This is a genomic window from Labrenzia sp. CP4 (genome assembly GCF_001579905.1).
Taxonomy (GTDB): domain Bacteria; phylum Pseudomonadota; class Alphaproteobacteria; order Rhizobiales; family Stappiaceae; genus Roseibium; species Roseibium algicola.
In genome coordinates, this window is the sequence record NZ_CP011927.1 from 2,343,021 (window position 1) to 2,361,185 (window position 18,165).

Below are 18,165 nucleotides of genomic sequence, written 5' to 3' on the forward strand. Positions count from 1 at the left end.
GTGTTCACGGCTGCTGGTAGCGGACGGCAAAGGCGCGTGCGGGCAAGCGGATTTCTCCGCCGGTATCGAGTTGACCCTGGAGCTTTGCTTTCAGCTCATCACGTTTTTCCCGTGACAGGTTCATGCAATAGCCGGGCGCAGGCCCGGCCCCGAGCGTGAACGGATGCCAGAATTCCTCAAACCCCGGAAACACGGTGTCGACTTCAAGGGTGTGAACACTGGCCCCCGGCAACCGGGCTTCAGTGCAAAGTTGGCGGAGCCCGTCCGGAGTGCAAAAGGGAAACCGAAGCGCCTCATCAAGTTCTTCGGCTGCGGGGTCGATTGAAGCGGCTGCTTTCCAGAAGGCGTCAATGAAGCCCATGCCGCCTCCCGGGTAGTCCCAGACATAGAAGGATATTGTTCCGCCAGGGCGGGTAATGCGACGCAACTCGGCCAGCGCCTGCAGCTTGTCCGGAACGAAGTTGAGCGCGAGCGCGGACGTTGATACGTCAACGGAGTTGTCGGGAAGCGGCAGGTCCTGTGCAGACCCGACTTCAAAGCGGGCTCTCGCGTCGGTGATCGCTTCCCGCGCATGCATCACGAAGCCTTCCGAAAGATCGAAACCGACAACCGATTTTGGCTTGGCCATATCGAGTATGGTTTCGGTCAAGGCTCCGGTGCCGCACCCTATGTCCGCCCAGTCTGCATCAAGAGGCGCGTTGAGCCAGGACACGAACTCTCTTGCGATCAATCGGCTCCATCTGCCCATGTAGTGATCGTAACTGCGACCTGCACTCCAGGAATCGTGTTTCCCATTGCCGGACATGTCCTTGGCCTCCCGCCCAGGATTGATATTCCAGATACGAAAATAGTGCCTTTGAAAGTGGAATTGGACAACGGCAATCTATCTAGCGCCGGACCTAAATCGCGAGAAAACTGCTGAGATGGGGCAGGACATTCGAGAGCTGCAGGTCAGATCCTAACCGGCGGGCGAACCGGCGCACTTCGATCTGGCGATTGAAGGCCGCACCAGGTTCACCGCGCGGCAACTGGGCTTCTGCAATCCAGGTGTCCACGTAGGGCCGCGCCTGCACTGCGCCCGTGCCAATATGCCGAATCCGGTCCCGGTAAAGTGAAAACTATTTATAGTTGCCCTTCCTCGACAACAAACCACGAAAATTGCCCACGAACCAACAACGCCGAGAACAGTATGTTCGGAAGCTACTCAGACGCGCGTCGATTTGGGGTGTTGGTTGAAAATCGCACCTTTCGGTACAGAAATCGGGCCAAGTTGAGAGTGTGATCGATTCAAATCTTCCGTAGATGCCGGTCCGGCTTGGTAATTCTACGCGCACAAGGTTTCTCGTGAATTCAGTAGTGCCTAGGAAAATTTGACGAGCAATTTGGCCGGTGTGAAAGAAATAGATGCTCGTAGGTTCAATAGTTCCAGAATAGGGCCGTGTTTCCTCTTTCAGGTTCAGAATTTGTTGAGGCCGGTGCCGAAACACTGCTGGTATCGGGTCGCACTTCGACCCGGGCAACGCAATGGACCGAAAGGGCTTGTTTCGTGCTCGAAACCGTTCGATCAAGAGGAAACGCGCTGTTCAAGCGCGTCTTTGTGCGGGCAACGCTTTATGGCGTGTTCGGATTGCTGGCTTTTTCGCTGGTTCTGATCGGCATCGATTATCTGACCCAGACGGACAAGATCGAGGAACGCCTTGCTCGGACTGCTCACGACAAGGCGCTGTTTGTCACCAATATCGCGGCGCGCGAAATCGCCAACAAGAACTATGGTGAAGTCGAGCGGCTGTTGAATGCGATTGCGGGTGACAAATACATTATCGCAGCCAAGGCCTATAGCCGCTTCGGTCAGGAGTTCGCCAGCGATTTTACCTCCGCAGAACCCTCGAGTGCCGTGCAGTTCAACGAAGGCGCCCTGAATGTCGCGCAGTCGGGCAAGGCTCAGTATTCGGAAACCGCCGATATGATCGAATACATCCTGCCGGTTTCCCGCAGCGGGGAAGTGGTAGGGTCCGTGCTGGTGCGCATTTCGAAGCACGAGCTTGCGGGCGTTCTGAGGGAAAAGATTGTTCAGGTGGTGTTGATCCTGGCGGTTCTTCTACTTGCCTTCGTTCCGGTGATTGCTGCCCTGATGTACCGGGCAACGGCAGGTGTCAGCCGCGTGACGCAGGCAGCCAATGAGGCTGCAGCCGGTTACCTCGACTGCAATCTGGAAACTGATGCACCAGGCGAGGTGGGTGACCTGCAAACCGCGTTCCGCGGAATGATGGTCAAGCTGCGCGAGAATATTCTGCGGATCGAGGAACTCGCCTACACCGATCGCATTACCGGTTTGCCCAACAGGGCCAAGCTGGACAATGTCGCCATGACGCTGATCGATCTGCGCCCCAAGGAAACTGGCAGTGTTCTTTACATCGGACTGGACCGCTTCAAACTGATCAACGACATGCACGGACATGCCGTAGGCGACAAGCTGTTGCGGCTGGTCGGCAACCGGTTGGCCGTCCTGGTCGACGAGCTGGCCAAGCCACTGACGTCAAAACCCCCCTGCGTTGCCCGGTTTTCCGGTGACGAATTCGTCGTACTGTTACCCGGCGTCGATGATCTGCAGACGCTTGCCAAGTTGTCCAGAACGATGGTCGAGCGGCTGGGCGGGGCCTACAGAATTGGCCGGCTTTCCCTTTCGCTGACCGTCAGCGCGGGGATCGCGAGATACCCGGAGCACGGTACAACGGCCGAGGAAGTTCTACGAAACGCCAACATGGCCATGTATGAAGCAAAGGGTGCCGGCAGGGGTCAGTCGATCGCCTACAACGATATCATTCGCGAACGGATGACCGAGCGCGAACAGATCCGGCACAGGCTGCAAAGCGCGCTGAGAGACCGCACGCTATCCGTTCACTACCAGCCGAAGGTCGACATTTCGTCCGGCAAGATTGTCGGGTCGGAAGCGCTGCTGCGCTGGAACGATGCCGAACTCGGGTCCGTACCGCCCTACAAGTTCATTCCCGTGGCAGAAGAATGCGGTCTGATCGTTCCGATCGGAGAATTCGTGCTGGCATCCGCGCTCTCCGACATGAAATCCCTGCACCGGCAGAACGTCGATGTATCTGTCGCCGTGAACGTTGCGCCGGCGCAGCTGCAGGCGAAGGGATTTACCGGCAGAATGCTCGGGATCATTGGCGAGAGCGGGTTCTCGACGGAGAAGTTGGAACTGGAAGTGACGGAATCGAGCCTTGTCGACTATTCGCAGAACCTTCTCGATCAGATCCTTCCGATCAAGAAAGAAGGGGTCAAATTTGCAATCGACGACTTCGGCACAGGCTATTCCTCGCTGCACAGTCTCGCGAGCATGCCGTTCGACACGCTGAAGATCGACCGGTCCTTCATCATGGACATTGCCAATTGTGAGGATCGACGGACCATCGTCGAGCTGATCCTGATGCTGGCGAGGCAGCTCAATCTCAACACAGTTTCCGAAGGGGTCGAGACCCAGTTGCAGATGGATTACATCAATCTGTGGGGCGGGACGCTCGGCCAGGGCTACTTGTGGAGCCCGGCGGTGCCGTTTAGCGAGTTCTCGCGAATGGTCATGAAGCGAGAAGAAGTGGCGACTGTGGCCGAGCCCTGGAGGCAGGCAGCCTCCTGAACTCCGATGAGGGATGTCCTGATGGCCGTATGTGTCTAGTCGTGTACGTCGACCAGACCTTCAAACAGAGCGCTCTTTGATCCGTCGGACAGGCATTCCACGGTCAGCGCCTCCGTGAAGGCCTGCTGGTCAGAGGCCTCGACGGGGCTTTCTGCGAGTAGCGTCAGGATCTCGTTGCCGAGGCGCAACAGCTCCGGACGGACATCCTTGATCAGGTCGGGTACGTTCTGCGGACGAGCTTCGCCGCTCTCCCAGCGTTCGATCCAGCAGGTTTGAATGTCCTTGGCCGCATCTATCTGCGCCTGGAAAAACAAGGTGACATTGTCAGCCGACAGGCCGTTTTCGACTGCCTTTTCGCGGGCAGCATCCAGCACCACCTTTTCCCTCGGCAGATCCTCGACAGGTTTGTCGTTATCCGCTTTCCAGGCTGCAACCGACTGCATGAACGACAGACGTTCGTTGATGGCGCCGAACAGCTTGTCAGGTGCCGCCCAGCCAGGAGTGACGGTGGCAGCAAGGAGAGATACCGCGAGAGCGGTCAGGGGAATCGATTTCAACATGGCCGAAGACTTTCACAGGTCACCGCCTGCGGCAAGTCTTTGGTTGTGGTCTACTTCTTTTCAACCGAGCGGCTGATCTCGGTGATCACGCCGAATGCCACGGCGGCCATGATCTTCAATAGTCCGCTGTCCAGCGCCTGTTCGCGTGTCAAATTGCCAAGGAAAAAACCCGGTCTTGGTTCAGTGACTGCACCAAGAGTTACGCCGGCAAGAAGTGCCAGCTGAATGCAGCCAAGGAAAAAGACGACACCAGCGATAAGCGTTCCCAATTTGGTAAAGGGCATTGCAAACTCTCATGATGTGCTTTGTATGCGAGTGAAGTTATCTTTCGTTAGGGTTTCTGCAAGTAAAAATCACAATTACCCTAAATACAGAAAAGTTTAATAAACAAAGGTTTTGATTTTCATCTTTGATTGGATGCTTCAAAGGTCAGATTTTTCAGGTGGCTGACGCAATTTCCTGAAGAAGTTTTTTGAGATCTGAAGCTTGTAGGTGATGCTGATCCGGTTGATTTGGAAGGGGATCTTCAGGCGGCAAAATTTCGGTGCAATGTCGTATTCAGACCGAATATGGCGAAAATTCGCTTGCAGAATATCGCCAATCCTTGCAAATCTAGACGATGCGATGGTTTCGCCCGAACAAGCGTAAGGGCGGATGAAATGGGAACACGGTGAGGCGTACCCAACAGGGACCAATACCGTGGCTGCCCCCGCAACTGTATGCGACGAGCAAAGCCCTTCAAGCCACTGGAGCGATCCGGGAAGGCGGGCAGCGCAGAGACTCGCGAGCCAGGAAACCTGCCATCCAGCGGTCCCATCGGGGCCGGTTCACACCATCTGCTCGCGCACGGAGGGTGCGCAAAGGAGAAATGACATGCATATCGAACCGGGCATCGTCGACGGTGCCAAAATCGTACTCAGCTACGGTACCGCGGCTGCTTCCTTCGGCCTTCTGGGCAAAATGGCTCTCGACACGATCCGCAAAAGCGGCGTTCTCAGCCTTGCCGTCCGCTCCGTCATCACAACGGTTGCCGTATTCTGCTTCTTCGAAATCCTGCCGCATTACCCGGTCGGTGTTTCCGAAGTGCACTTTATCCTGGGCTCCACCCTGTTCCTGATGTTCGGCGCTGGTCCGGCAGCAATCGGCCTTGCTGCAGGCCTTCTGCTCCAGGGGACGCTGGTTGCTCCTTTCGACCTGCCGCAGTACGGCATCAACGTCACCACGCTGCTCGTGCCGCTGTGGGCTGTCAGCATGCTGGCAAACCGCATCATTCCGGAAAAGACCGCCTATGTTGACGTTTCCTACGTTCAGGCACTGGCTCTTTCCACCACGTTCCAGGCCGGTATCGTTGGCTGGGTTGCTTTCTGGGCATTCTACGGCCAGGGCTTCGGTGCCGAGAACATGGCTTCCGTCGGTTCCTTCGGCTTTGCCTACATGCTGGTGATCCTGGGCGAGCCGCTGGCTGATCTGGCTGTTCTGGCCGCTGCCAAGACACTGGCACCGCTGACCCGGAACCTTGCTTTCGAAAATCGGCTGCACAACGCGGCTTAAGTCTTCGGGCTTTTGCCGAAATCAAGTCACGAAGGGCGGCCCTGGGGCCGCCCTTATTGTTTGTCGTTCCGACGCCTTGACAACGAACAATCAGAGCTTCGTTGCCTCGGTGGAGCGGATCTTCTTCCAGTTGGCTTCCGCCTTGGCGATCGTGCCGGACTGGTCTTTCTGGAACTCGCGGAAGATGGCCTCGTTCAGGAACAGATAAAGCTTGCCGTCTACAACAGCCGCGAACTGCGGATCGCCGTCGAACTTCTTGCCGACTGAAACACCGAAGGTGCAGAAGCCGCCGTTTTGCGGCAGGTACTGATCCGGATGCGCGGTGAAGGCATCCATGGCTTCCTGGGATGCGAAGTAATAGGCAACACCGTCGTGGACGGCCGTATATTGCGCGGTTCCGTCAATCCGGTTGCCCAGGCTGACAAAGGCCACGGGATCGACACCATGAAGACCGAGCGGGCTGCCGGCGGCCGTCAGGCCACTGGAGGTGTTGTATTCGTCCGCGGCCATTGCCGGGGCAGAGAGAGCGGCAAGAGACAGCAGCGTGGCGGCAATGGCGGATTTCATCAAGGACATGTTCTACTCCTGAAAGGGTTTGAAGGTTGAAGACCGGATTTGCTCCGGTGTCTCTACCTTGCGTCCGAAGCTCAGGCGTCTCCATGTTCGCAAGTTCCCGAGGATTTGCAGATCGTCCGGATTGCAGCTCAAAAAAAGACACCGGCGTGAGGGCCGGTGTCATTGTGCGTTGACGGGGGCTGTCAAGCGGCCTGAGCAACCGTTTCCTGCGGTTTGGCAAGGCTGACCACTGTCAGAACGGCAATGGCGTTGATCAGGTAATAGGCGAAGTCGAGGCCGGTGAAGCCGAGTGCGAAGGGAGCTGCCAGGAACACGATGCCGACGGCAAAATCGACCGCCAAATGAACCGAATAGGGCAGAATGCGGATGATGCCGGTCTGGTGATCCGTCAGGATCGTCAGGGCCAGGGCCGCAAAGCCTGTCAGGAAGGATAGCCAGAAGGCGATCGGGTTGGATTGGCCGAGATCAAGGAAGACGGGCAGGGCAATAAGGCCGATCGCGACGGGATAATCGAGATAGGCGTGCATGGTCTTGGTGACGAAGCGAACAGACATCTTTCAGGTGCTCCAGGTTGGTTTCCTGCGGGCGGATTGCCCACGAGCCCAAAGATGTTGGTCGACTTCGGTTCTATCCATGCACGAAAGTCCCTGAAAATTGACCGATCGTCCGGGAGCCTTGCGCTTTGCGGTGTTGAGGCAAAAATGCGGGAATGAGACTTCAACCGGAACCGGCCTTTCATGAAACATGACGCCCTGACCCAGATCCTGGATGCCTTGAAGCTACGGGGATCCGTCTATTTCCATACCTGTTTTTCGCCGCCCTGGGCCGTGCGGGTGCCGGCTTTCGGCAATGTCGCGCGGTTTCACATGGCAATGCGTGGTGGCTGCTGGCTCGCGGTGGACGGTGTTGACAAGCCGATCCGCCTTGCGACCGGTGACCTGGCCGTCATTCCGCACGGGGCCGCTCATATCCTGAGCGATGAACCGGGCCGTCCCGCCGCCGAAGTGGACGAGGTCGTGCGGCAATCCGGTTATACGGGGGAAGGTGCGCTCTATTACGGCGGTCCGGACGAGGAACTGGCCTGCAAACTGTTCTGTGGCCATTTCGAATTCGAGGAAGGCTCGGTCCATCCGCTGCTCGATGCCTTGCCATCGGTCATTCATCTGCCCAACACACAGACGATGAACGCCTTCTGGCTGGAAGCAGTGATGCGTTTTGTTGCCAGCGAGGTGCGCGCCGGGCAGCCGGGGTCCGAGGCGATCATCCACCGGTTGACGGAGATCATCTTCATCCAGGTGGTGCGAACGTTCGTCGACAGGGAGGGGGACAGGGCCGGATGCCTGGCGGCGGTGCTCAACCCGAAGCTTGGGCGCAGCATGTCCAAGATCCATCTGGCGCCGGAAAAGCCCTGGACGGTGGAGAGCCTTGCCCGGGAAGCCGGCATGTCCCGGACGGTTTTTGCAGACAGGTTTACGAACCTCGTCGGCATGACGCCGCTGGCCTATGTCACCCACTGGCGCATGGAACGGGCACGGCGCGACATTCGGGAGACGGATCTGCCCCTGATCGATATTGCCGAAAATATCGGCTACAGCTCGGAAGCCGCCTTCAACCGGGCCTTCAAGCGTCAATTCAACCAGACGCCCGGACAGGTGCGACGGCAAGGCGCGGCGGTGCTGGCCTGATGTGAATCAGTTGGCGGCCAGATAGGCCGGCAGATCGGCAACGCTCTCCAGAACGGCATCCGCCAGGGTTTCCAGGTCGTGGCGCGCGCTTGTGCCCGTCAGGACACCGATACAAAGTCCGGCGCCCGCCGAACGGGCCATTTCCAGATCATGCGTGTTGTCACCGACAACGGCGATCCGGTCCACCGCAAGACCTGTTGCCTCGGCAAAGCCGCGAACCATGCCCGGTTCCGGCTTCGGGCCAAAACCCGTGTCGTAACCCGTGACGAAGGCAAAACGGGGCGCAAGCCCGGTGCCGGCGAGAAAGGCCCTTATGGCCGCTTCGCTGTCGCTGCTGGCAACACCCAAAGTGAACCCGGCTCCGCTCAAGGTCTCGACAGCTTCCGGAATGCCAGTAAGGGGCGCAGCATCATGCATGCAGCCGATGAACACCCGGTCGAGGTCTGCGGTCAGCGGGCCTTCCTGAAAATCAGCACCGCAGGCAATCCAGGCAGCCGCGATTTCCGCAGAGTTGCCGGCTGCAAGCAGAGACCCGGCCGCGGACTTTCCGGTCACCAGATCCATGCCGGTCTGTTCCAGGAGCCTGTCGGCCAGGGCGCGGTCGCCTCTGGCTGCATGGAGCGAGGTTTCGCGATAGGCCGGTGCCCATGTCGCGTCGAAATCCAGCAGGGTGCCGTCCTTGTCAAACAGGATGGCGGTGATGTTGCCTGTGAGGTTGTTCAAGTCCGGTCTCCCGTGGATTTCAGGTTGGACCGCAATGTGTCGAGGGCGGATTTCAAATCCTCGAAAGCCTGTTCCGAAAGACCGGATGCCTCGGCAACACATTGCGGCACGGCAGCCGCCTTTTCCCGAAGCGCGTTACCCTTGGCTGTCAGGCAGACATTGACGACGCGCTGGTCTTCCAGATCGCGGACGCGGGAGACAAGCTCCATTGCTTCCAGGCGCTTAATCATCGGTGTCAGCGTGTTGTATTCCAGGCTGAGCGCGTCGCCGATATCCTTGACCGTTCTCTCGTTTCTGCGCCAAAGCAGGGTCATCACCAGATACTGCGGATAGGTGAGGCCGAGCTCTTCCAGCAAAGACCGGTAAAGGTGATTGAAGGCCAGATTGGCCTCATAGACGGCAAAACAGAGAAAATCGTCGAGATCTCCGCCCAAGGCGTCCGGGCCGGCGTTCTTCAAGGGCTTCGAGGCGCCTTTGTTTTCAGTGCGTTCTGACATGAAACGTTCCTAAGCAGCATTTTTTTTCTTGGCAAGCGTTGACAGAGCGAACTTGCCGATACATATACATCGCACACGATTAAATCGTGCACGAGTTAAATGGAGATCATCCGATGGGAAACAAGATCGTTGGGCCGCAGGTCAACCGTCGCCAGGCGCTGATTGGCGGCGGTGTCCTTGGGCTCGGTCTGGTGATGGCGCCGAGGTTCGGTGCCGCAAAACAACTGCTTGAACAGGAGAATCTGAAAATGACGACTTTCACGACATCCGATGGCGCAGAGCTTTTCTACAAGGACTGGGGGCAGGGTCAGCCGATCGTCTTCTCCCACGGCTGGCCGCTGTCGGCTGATGCCTGGGACGCGCAAATGCTGTTTTTCGGCCAGAACGGTTTTCGGGTGATTGCCCATGACCGCCGCGGCCACGGCCGCTCCAGCCAGCCCTGGGACGGCAACAACATGGACCGCTACGCGGACGATCTGGCCGAACTGATCGAGCATCTGGATTTGAAGAACGTGATCCTGATCGGTCATTCCACCGGTGGTGGCGAGGTTGCCCATTATGTCGGCCGGCATGGCAATGACCGGGTCGCCAAAGTCGTTCTCGTCGGTGCTGTGCCGCCGCTGATGCTGAAAACGGCAGACAATCCGGACGGCACGCCGATGGACGTGTTCGACGGTATTCGCCAGGGGACCGCCTACAACCGGTCGCAGTTCTTCAGGGACCTGACGGTGCCATTCTATGGTTTCAACCGCGATGGGGTCGACACCAACGAGGGTCTGCAGGAAAGCTTCTGGCTGCAGGGCATGGCCGGCGGCATCAAGGGTCAGTACGACTGTATCCGCGAGTTCTCGGAAGTCGATTACACCGGTGACCTGAAGGCCATCAAGGTGCCGACGCTGATCGTGCATGGCGACGACGACCAGATCGTGCCCATCAAGGCTTCTGCCCACCGGGCGGCGGAAATCGTCGACGATGCCACCTTGAAGATCTATTCTGGCGGTGGCCACGGTCTTGCACAATTGCAGGCCGAGGAGTTCAACAACGACGTTCTGGCATTCATTCGCGGATAAGCGGTGTCGGTAAAAACGGGCGGCTCGGTGAGCCGCCCTTTTTCGTTGCCAGCCTCAAATCGTCTCCCCGCACGAAGCGCAACAAATAACCGGACCCGGATCTGCGGCTCGGGAAGGTCAACTAAGGCAACCGATCGTCATAAGCCCCGGGGATCTCCTGCACCCAGGCAATAACGCTTTTCGGGGCTAGTGTCTGACTGTTGCCCCACGCTCGTTCAGAAGCAGATCGAAGAGAAACGGCACATTCATGGAGCCGAAACGGCTCGCGCGTGCGACACCTTCGTCGGAGATCTCCACAATGCCGAACATCTTGTAGAGGCGGAAAAGATAGTTCGAAGACTGGTCCAGATCGAAATCGTAGCGTGGATCGGAAAAGAACATCCGGAACGTGTGCAGCGCCTCGAGCGGGAAACCCGTGTGATGCTCCCGCAGATTGTCGAATTTCGTGCAGAAGTCTTCCAGCGTTTCCCTGTTGCCATCCAGCTCTTCCATCTGGATGCGCTGGGCGATTACAAAGTCGGCGATATGTTCCTTGCCGTAGTCGGTCAGCCCGCGCTCGATCAGGTGCCCCTGCATCTCTTCGGGCAGGGGCTTTTCCGTGGTCCTCATGTAGCCGAGGTGTTCCAGACGGGCATAAAGTTCGTTCGTGACGCTGCCGGGCCCGGTCAGAAAGACTGGTTCGTGCTCATCGTCCATGAGCTGTATGGCACCGCGCAGGGTCGAAAAATCGCCATCGCTGAGCGCATGCACCAGAAAGCTCGTGTCCGGCCACCATTTGGCGGATTGTGGGTCGTTTGTTGCCGAGAAGAGCGCGAACTCTTCCCCGGCTCCATTCCGGACAACCGGCTGATGGTTCTCGTTTTGAAGGACCATTTGAAATAAGCTCCCTGGCGCAAAAAAAGAGGGCGGCCGGAGCCGCCCTACTTCTACCCAAGGGTGTATTTGCAAATCAACCGATAATGGCGTTGAGCGTTGCGCTCGGACGCATGACGGCGTTCACCTTTTCCTGCGGGGCATGGTAGTAGCCACCGGTGTCGGCGGGTGAACCCTGAACGCCGTTGAGCTCGGCAACAATCGCATCTTCCTTGGCAGAGAGCGCTTCGGCGATCGGTGCGAAATGCGCCTTCAACTCGGCGTCCTTGTCCTGTGCGGCCAGTGCTTGTGCCCAGTAAAGCGCGACGTAGAAGTGGCTGCCGCGGTTGTCCAGGCCACCGACCTTGCGGGACGGAGACTTGTCGTTGTCGAGCAGTTTCTCGACGGCCTTGTCAAGCGCGTCCGCCAGAACCTGTGCCTTGTCGTTGTCCTTGACGTTGGCCAGGTGTTCCAGCGATGCACCGAGGGCACAGAACTCGCCCAGGCTGTCCCAGCGCAGGTAGTTCTCTTCCATCAGCTGCTGAACGTGCTTGGGAGCGGAGCCGCCTGCGCCGGTTTCGAAAAGACCGCCACCGTTCATCAGCGGAACGATGGACAGCATCTTTGCCGAGGTGCCGACTTCCAGGATCGGGTATAGGTCGGTCAGGTAGTCACGCAGCACGTTGCCGGTGATGGAGATCGTGTCTTCGCCGCGGGCGATACGCTCGGTGGAATATTTCGCCGCATCGGACGGAGCCATGATCTGCAGGTCGAGACCGGAAGTGTCGTGTTCCGGCAGATAGGCTTCCACCTTCTTGATCAGTTCCGCATCATGAGCGCGGGTCTTGTCCAGCCAGAAGACGCCCGGCATGCCGGACAGGCGAGCGCGGGTGACGCCGAGCTTGACCCAGTCGCGGATCGGGGCGTCCTTGGTGCGGCATGCGCGCCAGATGTCGCCTTCTTCGACGGCATGTTCGATCAGGGTGTTGCCGGCAGCATCGACGATGCGGATGGTGCCGTCAGCCGGAGCCTTGAAGGTCTGCGGATGCGAGCCGTATTCCTCTGCCTTCTGGGCCATCAGTCCGACGTTCGGCACGGTGCCCATCTTTGCCGGATCGAGCGCGCCGTTTTCACGGCAGAAGTCGATCACGGCGGAGTAGACGCCGGCATAGGAGCTGTCCGGGATCACGCACTTGGCGTCGCCTTCCTTGCCGTCCGGGCCCCACCCCTTGCCGCCTGCGCGGATCAGGGCCGGCATGGAGGCGTCGATGATGACGTCGGAAGAGACATGCAGGTTGGTGATGCCCTTGTCGGAGTTCACCATGTACATGGCCGGGCCGTTGTCGAGAGCGGCCTTGATGTCGGAATTGATCTCGGCGGCCTTGTCGGCCGGCAGCGTGGCGACCTTGGCTTCCAGATCACCGATGCCGAGGTCCGGATTGACGCCGAGCTCGGCAAAGGTTGCGGCGTGCTTGTCGAAGACGTCCTTCAGGAACGCCCGCACACAGTAACCGAAGATGATCGGGTCGGAGACCTTCATCATGGTTGCCTTCATGTGCAGCGAGAACAGGATACCCATGTCCTTGGCATCCTGGATTTCCTTTTCCAGGAACGCGAACAGCGCCTTGGCGCTCATGTAGGTGCCGTCGACGACGTCGCCTTCGTCCAGGGCAAAGTCGCCCTTGAGAACCGTTGCAGTTCCGTCCTTGCCGACGAATTCGATCTTCGCCTTGCCTGCGGATCCGGCAGAAACGGTCACCGACTTTTCGTTGGAGAAGAAGTCGTTTTCACCCATGGTGGCGACGTGGGTCTTGGAAGAGGGCAGCCATTCACCCATGCGGTGCGGGTTCTTCTTGGCGTATTCCTTGACCGCTTTCGGTGCGCGGCGGTCGGAGTTGCCTTCGCGCAGCACCGGGTTCACGGCAGAACCCTTGATCGCGTCATACTTGGCCTTGACGGTCTTTTCCTCGTCCGTCTTCGGCTCGGACGGATACTCAGGCAGCTTGTAACCCTGGGCCTGGAGTTCCTTGATGGCGGCGTTGAGCTGGGGCTGCGATGCCGAGATGTTCGGCAGCTTGATGACATTGGCGTCCGGCTGCTTGACCATTTCGCCGAGGACCGCAAGATCGTCGGACTGCTTCTGTGCGTCCGTCAGATACTCGGGGAAGTTCGCCAGGATACGGCCTGCGAGGGAGATATCCTTGGTACCGACGGTCAAACCGGCTGCCTTGGTGAAGGAGCGGATGATCGGCAGGAACGAGGCGCTGGCCAGTTCCGGTGCTTCGTCGACCTTGGTGTAGATAATGTCGGCCATGACAGTCACATTTCCTAGCGTTCGAACATTGGTCAAAGGAGTGGTGCGGGACCGCTCCCGATGAATTTCGACATGCGTATACAATTGTACGCAATCAATTGAAAGCCCTCCGGAAGGCGAAGGGTGTGAAGTCCGCAGGTGTTCTAGCAAAGCCGCTGGAAAAGGCAATCAGGAGTGGAGGGAGCGGCATCGGCCATGGCCTGATTTGAACCGGGCAGACCGGCGTTCCGGCGGAGGTTGGCCGGCAGTTATGGACGATCTGCCGAAGCTTTCCGATCTGGATCGGAATATCCGTTAGCTGAAGGAAAGGACCGCCCGCGTCAGGCTGACTTGCGAACGAGGAAGCCTTGCAGGTCGACAATGTTCATTGGTTTGCTGAAGGCATATCCTTGAACGTAGTTTACACCGAGCATGCGCAGCTTGTTGATCGTGTCTTCCGTTTCGACCCCTTCGGCAAGGGCTTCGATGCCGAGCCCGTGTGCCATGTCGACGATTGTCTTGATCAGCTTGAACTGCTCCGGATTGCTGGACAGTGGAGAAATCAGGGCCCGGTCGATCTTCAGAAGATCGGGTTTGAGCTTTGTCAGCGCGATAATCGATGCGTGGCCGGTGCCGAAATCGTCGATTTCTATTCGAATGCCGAGCTTGCGCAGGGCGTTGACGGTTTCGACTTCATCGTCCGACAGCGTATCGAAGAAGACCGACTCGACCAGCTCGAATGCGATTTCGGCACGGACCTTCGGCAGGTTCTGGATGTATTCGGCAAGTCCGGGTTCGGCCAGCCTCTGGTAGCTGACGTTGAAGCTCACCTTCGGAAAAACGACCCCCGTGCGTTCCTGGGCCAGGATAAGATCGATTGCTTTCGACATGATGTGGCTGTCGAAGGCAGCCGCCTTGCCCGCTTCCTGAACCGCGTCCAGGAAAGCTGCGGGACCCAGAATGCCCTGCTTGGGATGGTTCCAGCGGGCGAGCACTTCAATCCCGACAACAGCACCTGTCCGGGTGTCATGCTGGGTCTGGAAATAAGGCTCGAACTCGTCGTTCTCCAACCCGTAGAGGACCGCTTCGGCGGTTTTCATCAGATGCTGCGCATCTTTCTTCAGGCCCGGATTGAACATCACGGCCCTGTTCTTCCCGGCCTTCTTGGCCTCGTAAAGCGCTATGTCCGCGTCGACCATCATGCTGTCGAGCTTGCCGCCGCTTATGCTGGAATGGGTTACGCCAACCGAGGCGCCCACGCGAAGCTTGGTTTTCGAGACGACATGGGGGCGTTGCATCCAGCTTTTCAGTCCCTCAAGAAAATCGCTTTGCTGGTCTGCGCCGATCGCAGGAGACGCCACCACGAATTCATCGCCGCCAATACGAGCGATGATAGAGTTGACGGGAGCAATCGCATTCAGTCTTTCCCCCACCAGCACAAGCAGCTTGTCGCCGGCTGCATGGCCGACTGTGTCGTTGATGTTCTTGAAACCGTCCAGGTCGATCTGGAACAGGGTCATGTCGGGCAGGGTGCCGTCGTCCTGGTGCAACTTTCCGATGGCGTGGCGAAGTCCGCGGCGGTTCAGCAGGCCGGTCAGATCGTCGTGGATAGAGCGATGGTGCGCTTCAAGCTTTGCGCTTTCCATGTGGTCGAGAAATCTCTTGAGTGAAGCGGCAATATAGATGCCCCCCAGGCAATTGATCGTTCCCAGGATGTAGTGGTTCATCAGATGCCACCAGGAATAACTGGAGGAAGGCCAGACAAGTTCCGGGTGGAGGAGCGTCAGCACCGAATGATGGACAAGGGCGGCAACAGTTGTCATCAGCACCGATCGCCAGCAGACATAGGCAATGATGATCGACGTATTGATGAAATAGAGCATATGCACTTCAAGCATATACTCGCCATTGTGGATGTCGGAGGCGACGTAGAGCCCGAACATCCATGTGGAATTGATCGCGACGGTCACGATCAGCCGCGTGCGCAAGGCCGACGCGTCGGCCATGACAGTTGCCGTCGTGACGGCACCGATCAGGGCCAGAGGAAGGGCAACAAAAAGCACTGAGCCGCCGGTAAGATAAGATGCGATAACGGCTATTGCTGCAGCCAGCCAGAAGTACCAGACGAGTATCCAGCTCACAGCCTGGCGAAGCCGCTGCACGTTCAGTGCCGAAACATCGACCCAGAAATTATTCAGAAACGAAGGTTTCATTCGACCGGTTGTGCCTCCGATAGTCTGGGGCTGTGCTGGTCGATACCGCACAACCGGGCAAATTCGGCATTGAGCAGAAAGAGTGCGTTGGAAGATTTCAGACTTTGCGACTGTTGCGCGGATTGCGGAATTGCAACCACCATCCAGTCGAAAGGTCCGGGTGCTGCGATGGGAGCTCCGGTGAGCGCTACCGAAGTGAAGCTTTGTCGTTCAGAAAACCAGGGCGGAAATACAGCCACTGCCTGCAGTCCCACCGCACCGGCGTTCTTGGTCACAAGCAGCCCCGCACTGAACAGCACGGCAACGCAAAGCATTGAAACCGCTGGACAATAAGTCCGGAAGAGGATTGCTGATTTCTGCACGAAATACACCTTAATTGAAGCGTGAAAAGCAGTATCCCATGCACTTATTGAGGGTGTGTAAAGTTGAAATTGTATCTTTCCTGCAATTTATCTCAAATATTAACAATAAGATTTTTGTGTGCCTGGGTAATATTTGCAGTGTTGTTTAATCGTAGGGGTAATCGCGTGATTTCAGGATGTCTGGACTTCCCGGCCTTGGGAAAGCGTTGGGTCACCCACACGCACATGTTTCAATCTCAGGCTTTGACGCTTTCCAGCGCCAGGTTGTGGTGCCGGCGAACCGGCTTCCCCTCGGAAAACGAGAGACCTTCCGAGCAGTGGCGGAGATGCGTCTGACAAGACCAAGATGCACGGAACGCAGACGGACCTCAAAAATCATCGCATTTATCGGAGGAATGAGGCCGACCGCAGCTGTGGTGCAGGCCTTTCGGTCTTTTCATCCGACGTTGCTTCCGCTAAATCCCCGCTTCATGAGCAAAAATGCACACATCAGAGACGAAGCCCGCGCCGTGACGGCCAAGCCGCCGGCGGTGATCCTTTGCGAACCGCAGCTTGGCGAGAACATCGGCACGGCGGCAAGGGCGATGGCGAATTTCGGTCTGGTGGATCTGCGGATCGTCAACCCGCGCGACGGTTGGCCGAGTGAGAAGGCAAGAGCTGCGGCAAGCCGGGCGGATCACGTCATCGACAAGGTGCAGGTTTTCGACAGTGTCGAGGCGGCTATTGCCGATCTGCAATTCGTCTTCGCCACCACGGCCCGCTCGCGCGAAGTGCCCAAGCCTGTGCGGGGGCCGGATGAAGCTGCCAAAAAATCCGTCGAACTTGGAGAACAGGGTGCCGCGACCGGTTATCTGTTCGGCCGAGAGCGCTGGGGTCTCAACAACGAGGAAGTGGCTCTCGCCGACGAGATCGTCACGCTGCCTGTAGATCCGGATTTTGCCTCGCTGAACATTGCGCAGGCAGTGCTGGTGTGTGCCTATGAATGGCGCAAGACCGCGACGTCCGGTGCATTGCCCTTTATCCTGTCGGAAGAAGTGCATCCACCGGCGAAGAAGGACGAAGTGCTACGTTTCTTCGAGCACCTGGAAGGGGCACTCGACAAGGCTACCTTCTTCCGTCCGCCGGAGCGGCGGCCGCATATGGTGCGCACGCTGCGCAACATCTTCCAGAAGGCGGAGTTGACCGACCAGGAAGTGCGCGCGCTGCGCGGTGTCGTGGCCTCGCTGGAAAAACGGGAAACGCGACCGCGCAAGGACAGATCAGGTTCAGGCAGCGAAGAATAGAGGCAGATCTTGCAGGGTTCGGGGCCGGTACTCTTTTTCGATTCAGGTCTTGGCGGGCTCACGGTGCTGCGCGAAGCGCGATATCTGCTGCCTTATGAGCCGCTCCTTTATGTCGCCGACGATGCGGCCTTTCCCATCGGCCGCTGGCCGGAAGCGGAATTGAAAGAACGGATCGTATCCCTTTTCGACGATCTGATTGCCGAACACGGCCCCAAGGCGGTGGTGATTGCCTGCAATACAGCCTTCACGTTGGCTGGAGACGCGCTGCGCGAGGCGCACCCGGATGTGCCTTTTGTCGGCACTGTTCCGGCAATTAAACCGGCGGCGGAGCGCACCTCCTCCGGGCTGATCTCGGTTCTGGCAACGCCGGGCACGGTGCGCAGAACCTATACACGAAGCCTGATCGAGAGTTTTGCCAGCCAGTGCCATGTCCGGCTTGTCGGATCGGACAAGCTGGCGGAACTGGCCGAAAAACATCTGCGTGGCGACACTGTTTCCGACGCAGACCTTCTGCCGGAAATCTCTGACTGTTTCCTGGAACAGGACGGCAAGCGGACCGATATCGTCGTGCTGGCCTGCACCCACTATCCGTTTCTTGCCAACCGTTTCCGCAGGATTGCTCCCTGGCCGGTCGACTGGCTGGATCCGGCGGAAGCCATCGCCCGCCAGTTGGTCCGAGTTCTTGGGGAGGGGGCTGCAAGTGAACCTTCCCGCCATCTGCCAGATCGGGCTGTCTTCACCTCGGGCACGAAGGATGCGGGGGTGTCACGGCTGTTGGCCGGGTTTGGCCTGGTACTGGACTGATTGGCAGCGTAGTCGCACGGGCCTTTTTCCCTGGCCATCGGTCGCCC

The 18,165-nt window shown here is 58.2% G+C and carries 18 protein-coding genes and 1 riboswitch; of the genes, 6 read left to right on the forward strand and 12 right to left on the reverse strand.

What is annotated here, in order from left to right; translation table 11 throughout:
- Window positions 1-4: 4 nt before the first annotated feature.
- Both ACP90_RS10875 and ACP90_RS28420 read right to left on the reverse strand, forming a co-directional pair.
- On the reverse strand, window positions 5-805 hold the full coding sequence (locus tag ACP90_RS10875) for a class I SAM-dependent methyltransferase (RefSeq protein ID WP_062488342.1): 801 nt from the start codon (window positions 803-805) through the stop codon (window positions 5-7).
- Between the two features lie 94 nt (window positions 806-899).
- Entirely contained in the window at window positions 900-1,055 is a 156-nt protein-coding gene (locus ACP90_RS28420; protein ID WP_158514175.1) for a hypothetical protein, read from the reverse strand.
- A gap of 491 nt (window positions 1,056-1,546) precedes the next feature.
- Here ACP90_RS28420 and ACP90_RS10880 point away from each other — a divergent pair, with 491 nt between their 5' ends.
- Window positions 1,547-3,649, forward strand: a complete 2,103-nt coding sequence (locus ACP90_RS10880) for an EAL domain-containing protein (RefSeq protein ID WP_145915753.1) — start codon at window positions 1,547-1,549, stop codon at window positions 3,647-3,649.
- Between the two features lie 35 nt (window positions 3,650-3,684).
- Here the strand turns inward: ACP90_RS10880 and aroQ are convergent, their stop codons facing one another.
- Together aroQ and ACP90_RS10890 are read right to left on the reverse strand one after the other, a co-directional pair.
- Entirely contained in the window at window positions 3,685-4,209 is a 525-nt protein-coding gene (aroQ, locus tag ACP90_RS10885; protein ID WP_062488344.1) for a gamma subclass chorismate mutase AroQ, read from the reverse strand.
- Between the two features lie 50 nt (window positions 4,210-4,259).
- Window positions 4,260-4,493: a hypothetical protein gene (locus ACP90_RS10890; RefSeq protein WP_023000821.1), complete on the reverse strand. Its 234-nt coding sequence runs from the start codon at window positions 4,491-4,493 to the stop codon at window positions 4,260-4,262.
- Between the two features lie 324 nt (window positions 4,494-4,817).
- Window positions 4,818-5,029, forward strand: a riboswitch (cobalamin riboswitch).
- Between the two features lie 53 nt (window positions 5,030-5,082).
- On the opposite strand from ACP90_RS10890, the gene ACP90_RS10895 reads away from it, so the two are divergent.
- On the forward strand, window positions 5,083-5,760 hold the full coding sequence (locus ACP90_RS10895; protein WP_023000822.1) for an energy-coupling factor ABC transporter permease: 678 nt from the start codon (window positions 5,083-5,085) through the stop codon (window positions 5,758-5,760).
- Window positions 5,761-5,850: 90 nt separating this feature from the next.
- On the opposite strand, the gene ACP90_RS10900 is transcribed toward ACP90_RS10895, so the two are convergent.
- Complete coding sequence (locus ACP90_RS10900; RefSeq protein WP_023000823.1) at window positions 5,851-6,336, reverse strand: YHS domain-containing (seleno)protein; 486 nt, start codon at window positions 6,334-6,336, stop codon at window positions 5,851-5,853.
- 182 nt (window positions 6,337-6,518) lie between these two features.
- Window positions 6,519-6,890 carry a hypothetical protein gene (locus tag ACP90_RS10905; protein ID WP_062488345.1) on the reverse strand — a complete coding sequence of 124 codons (372 nt, stop codon included), beginning with the start codon at window positions 6,888-6,890 and terminating at the stop codon, window positions 6,519-6,521.
- A gap of 183 nt (window positions 6,891-7,073) precedes the next feature.
- Between ACP90_RS10905 and ACP90_RS10910 the strand changes: the two genes are divergently transcribed.
- Entirely contained in the window at window positions 7,074-8,021 is a 948-nt protein-coding gene (locus tag ACP90_RS10910; protein ID WP_062488346.1) for an AraC family transcriptional regulator, read from the forward strand.
- A 6-nt stretch (window positions 8,022-8,027) separates the two neighbouring features.
- On the opposite strand, the gene ACP90_RS10915 is transcribed toward ACP90_RS10910, so the two are convergent.
- Window positions 8,028-8,744: an HAD family hydrolase gene (locus ACP90_RS10915; RefSeq protein ID WP_062488347.1), complete on the reverse strand. Its 717-nt coding sequence runs from the start codon at window positions 8,742-8,744 to the stop codon at window positions 8,028-8,030.
- Window positions 8,741-9,241, reverse strand: coding sequence for a MarR family transcriptional regulator (locus ACP90_RS10920; protein WP_062488348.1), 501 nt, complete (start codon window positions 9,239-9,241; stop codon window positions 8,741-8,743). The genes ACP90_RS10915 and ACP90_RS10920 overlap by 4 nt, the downstream gene beginning before the upstream one ends.
- A 248-nt stretch (window positions 9,242-9,489) precedes the next feature.
- Here ACP90_RS10920 and ACP90_RS10925 point away from each other — a divergent pair, with 248 nt between their 5' ends.
- Window positions 9,490-10,311, forward strand: coding sequence for an alpha/beta hydrolase (locus ACP90_RS10925; RefSeq protein ID WP_082809912.1), 822 nt, complete (start codon window positions 9,490-9,492; stop codon window positions 10,309-10,311).
- 186 nt (window positions 10,312-10,497) lie between these two features.
- Here ACP90_RS10925 and ACP90_RS10930 read toward each other — a convergent pair whose 3' ends face one another.
- The 4 genes from ACP90_RS10930 to ACP90_RS10945 form a co-directional block, all read right to left on the reverse strand.
- Window positions 10,498-11,184 carry a hypothetical protein gene (locus tag ACP90_RS10930; protein ID WP_062488350.1) on the reverse strand — a complete coding sequence of 229 codons (687 nt, stop codon included), beginning with the start codon at window positions 11,182-11,184 and terminating at the stop codon, window positions 10,498-10,500.
- A gap of 76 nt (window positions 11,185-11,260) precedes the next feature.
- Complete coding sequence (locus ACP90_RS10935) at window positions 11,261-13,486, reverse strand: NADP-dependent isocitrate dehydrogenase (RefSeq protein WP_353612765.1); 2,226 nt, start codon at window positions 13,484-13,486, stop codon at window positions 11,261-11,263.
- 311 nt (window positions 13,487-13,797) lie between these two features.
- On the reverse strand, window positions 13,798-15,669 hold the full coding sequence (locus ACP90_RS10940) for a bifunctional diguanylate cyclase/phosphodiesterase (RefSeq protein ID WP_062488352.1): 1,872 nt from the start codon (window positions 15,667-15,669) through the stop codon (window positions 13,798-13,800).
- On the reverse strand, window positions 15,666-15,983 hold the full coding sequence (locus ACP90_RS10945; RefSeq protein WP_062488353.1) for a hypothetical protein: 318 nt from the start codon (window positions 15,981-15,983) through the stop codon (window positions 15,666-15,668). Before ACP90_RS10945 ends, ACP90_RS10940 begins: the two co-directional genes overlap by 4 nt.
- 518 nt (window positions 15,984-16,501) lie before the next feature.
- Here ACP90_RS10945 and ACP90_RS10950 point away from each other — a divergent pair.
- Together ACP90_RS10950 and murI are read left to right on the forward strand one after the other, a co-directional pair.
- Entirely contained in the window at window positions 16,502-17,314 is an 813-nt protein-coding gene (locus ACP90_RS10950) for an RNA methyltransferase (protein ID WP_023000834.1), read from the forward strand.
- A gap of 9 nt (window positions 17,315-17,323) precedes the next feature.
- Window positions 17,324-18,118: a glutamate racemase gene (gene murI, locus ACP90_RS10955; RefSeq protein ID WP_062488354.1), complete on the forward strand. Its 795-nt coding sequence runs from the start codon at window positions 17,324-17,326 to the stop codon at window positions 18,116-18,118.
- Window positions 18,119-18,165: the final 47 nt, after the last annotated feature.

Coding starts and splice junctions, on each gene's coding strand:
- aroQ (WP_062488344.1), bottom strand. CDS start 4,209: ATGTTGAAATCGATTCCCCTGACCGCTCTCGCGGTATCTCTCCTTGCT.
- ACP90_RS10875 (WP_062488342.1), bottom strand. CDS start 805: ATGTCCGGCAATGGGAAACACGATTCCTGGAGTGCAGGTCGCAGTTAC.
- ACP90_RS10930 (WP_062488350.1), bottom strand. CDS start 11,184: ATGGTCCTTCAAAACGAGAACCATCAGCCGGTTGTCCGGAATGGAGCC.
- ACP90_RS10950 (WP_023000834.1), top strand. CDS start 16,502: ATGAGCAAAAATGCACACATCAGAGACGAAGCCCGCGCCGTGACGGCC.
- ACP90_RS10905 (WP_062488345.1), bottom strand. CDS start 6,890: ATGTCTGTTCGCTTCGTCACCAAGACCATGCACGCCTATCTCGATTAT.
- ACP90_RS10895 (WP_023000822.1), top strand. CDS start 5,083: ATGCATATCGAACCGGGCATCGTCGACGGTGCCAAAATCGTACTCAGC.
- ACP90_RS10900 (WP_023000823.1), bottom strand. CDS start 6,336: ATGTCCTTGATGAAATCCGCCATTGCCGCCACGCTGCTGTCTCTTGCC.
- ACP90_RS10920 (WP_062488348.1), bottom strand. CDS start 9,241: ATGTCAGAACGCACTGAAAACAAAGGCGCCTCGAAGCCCTTGAAGAAC.
- ACP90_RS10890 (WP_023000821.1), bottom strand. CDS start 4,493: ATGCCCTTTACCAAATTGGGAACGCTTATCGCTGGTGTCGTCTTTTTC.
- ACP90_RS10945 (WP_062488353.1), bottom strand. CDS start 15,983: ATGCTTTGCGTTGCCGTGCTGTTCAGTGCGGGGCTGCTTGTGACCAAG.
- ACP90_RS10910 (WP_062488346.1), top strand. CDS start 7,074: ATGAAACATGACGCCCTGACCCAGATCCTGGATGCCTTGAAGCTACGG.
- ACP90_RS10940 (WP_062488352.1), bottom strand. CDS start 15,669: ATGAAACCTTCGTTTCTGAATAATTTCTGGGTCGATGTTTCGGCACTG.
- ACP90_RS10925 (WP_082809912.1), top strand. CDS start 9,490: ATGACGACTTTCACGACATCCGATGGCGCAGAGCTTTTCTACAAGGAC.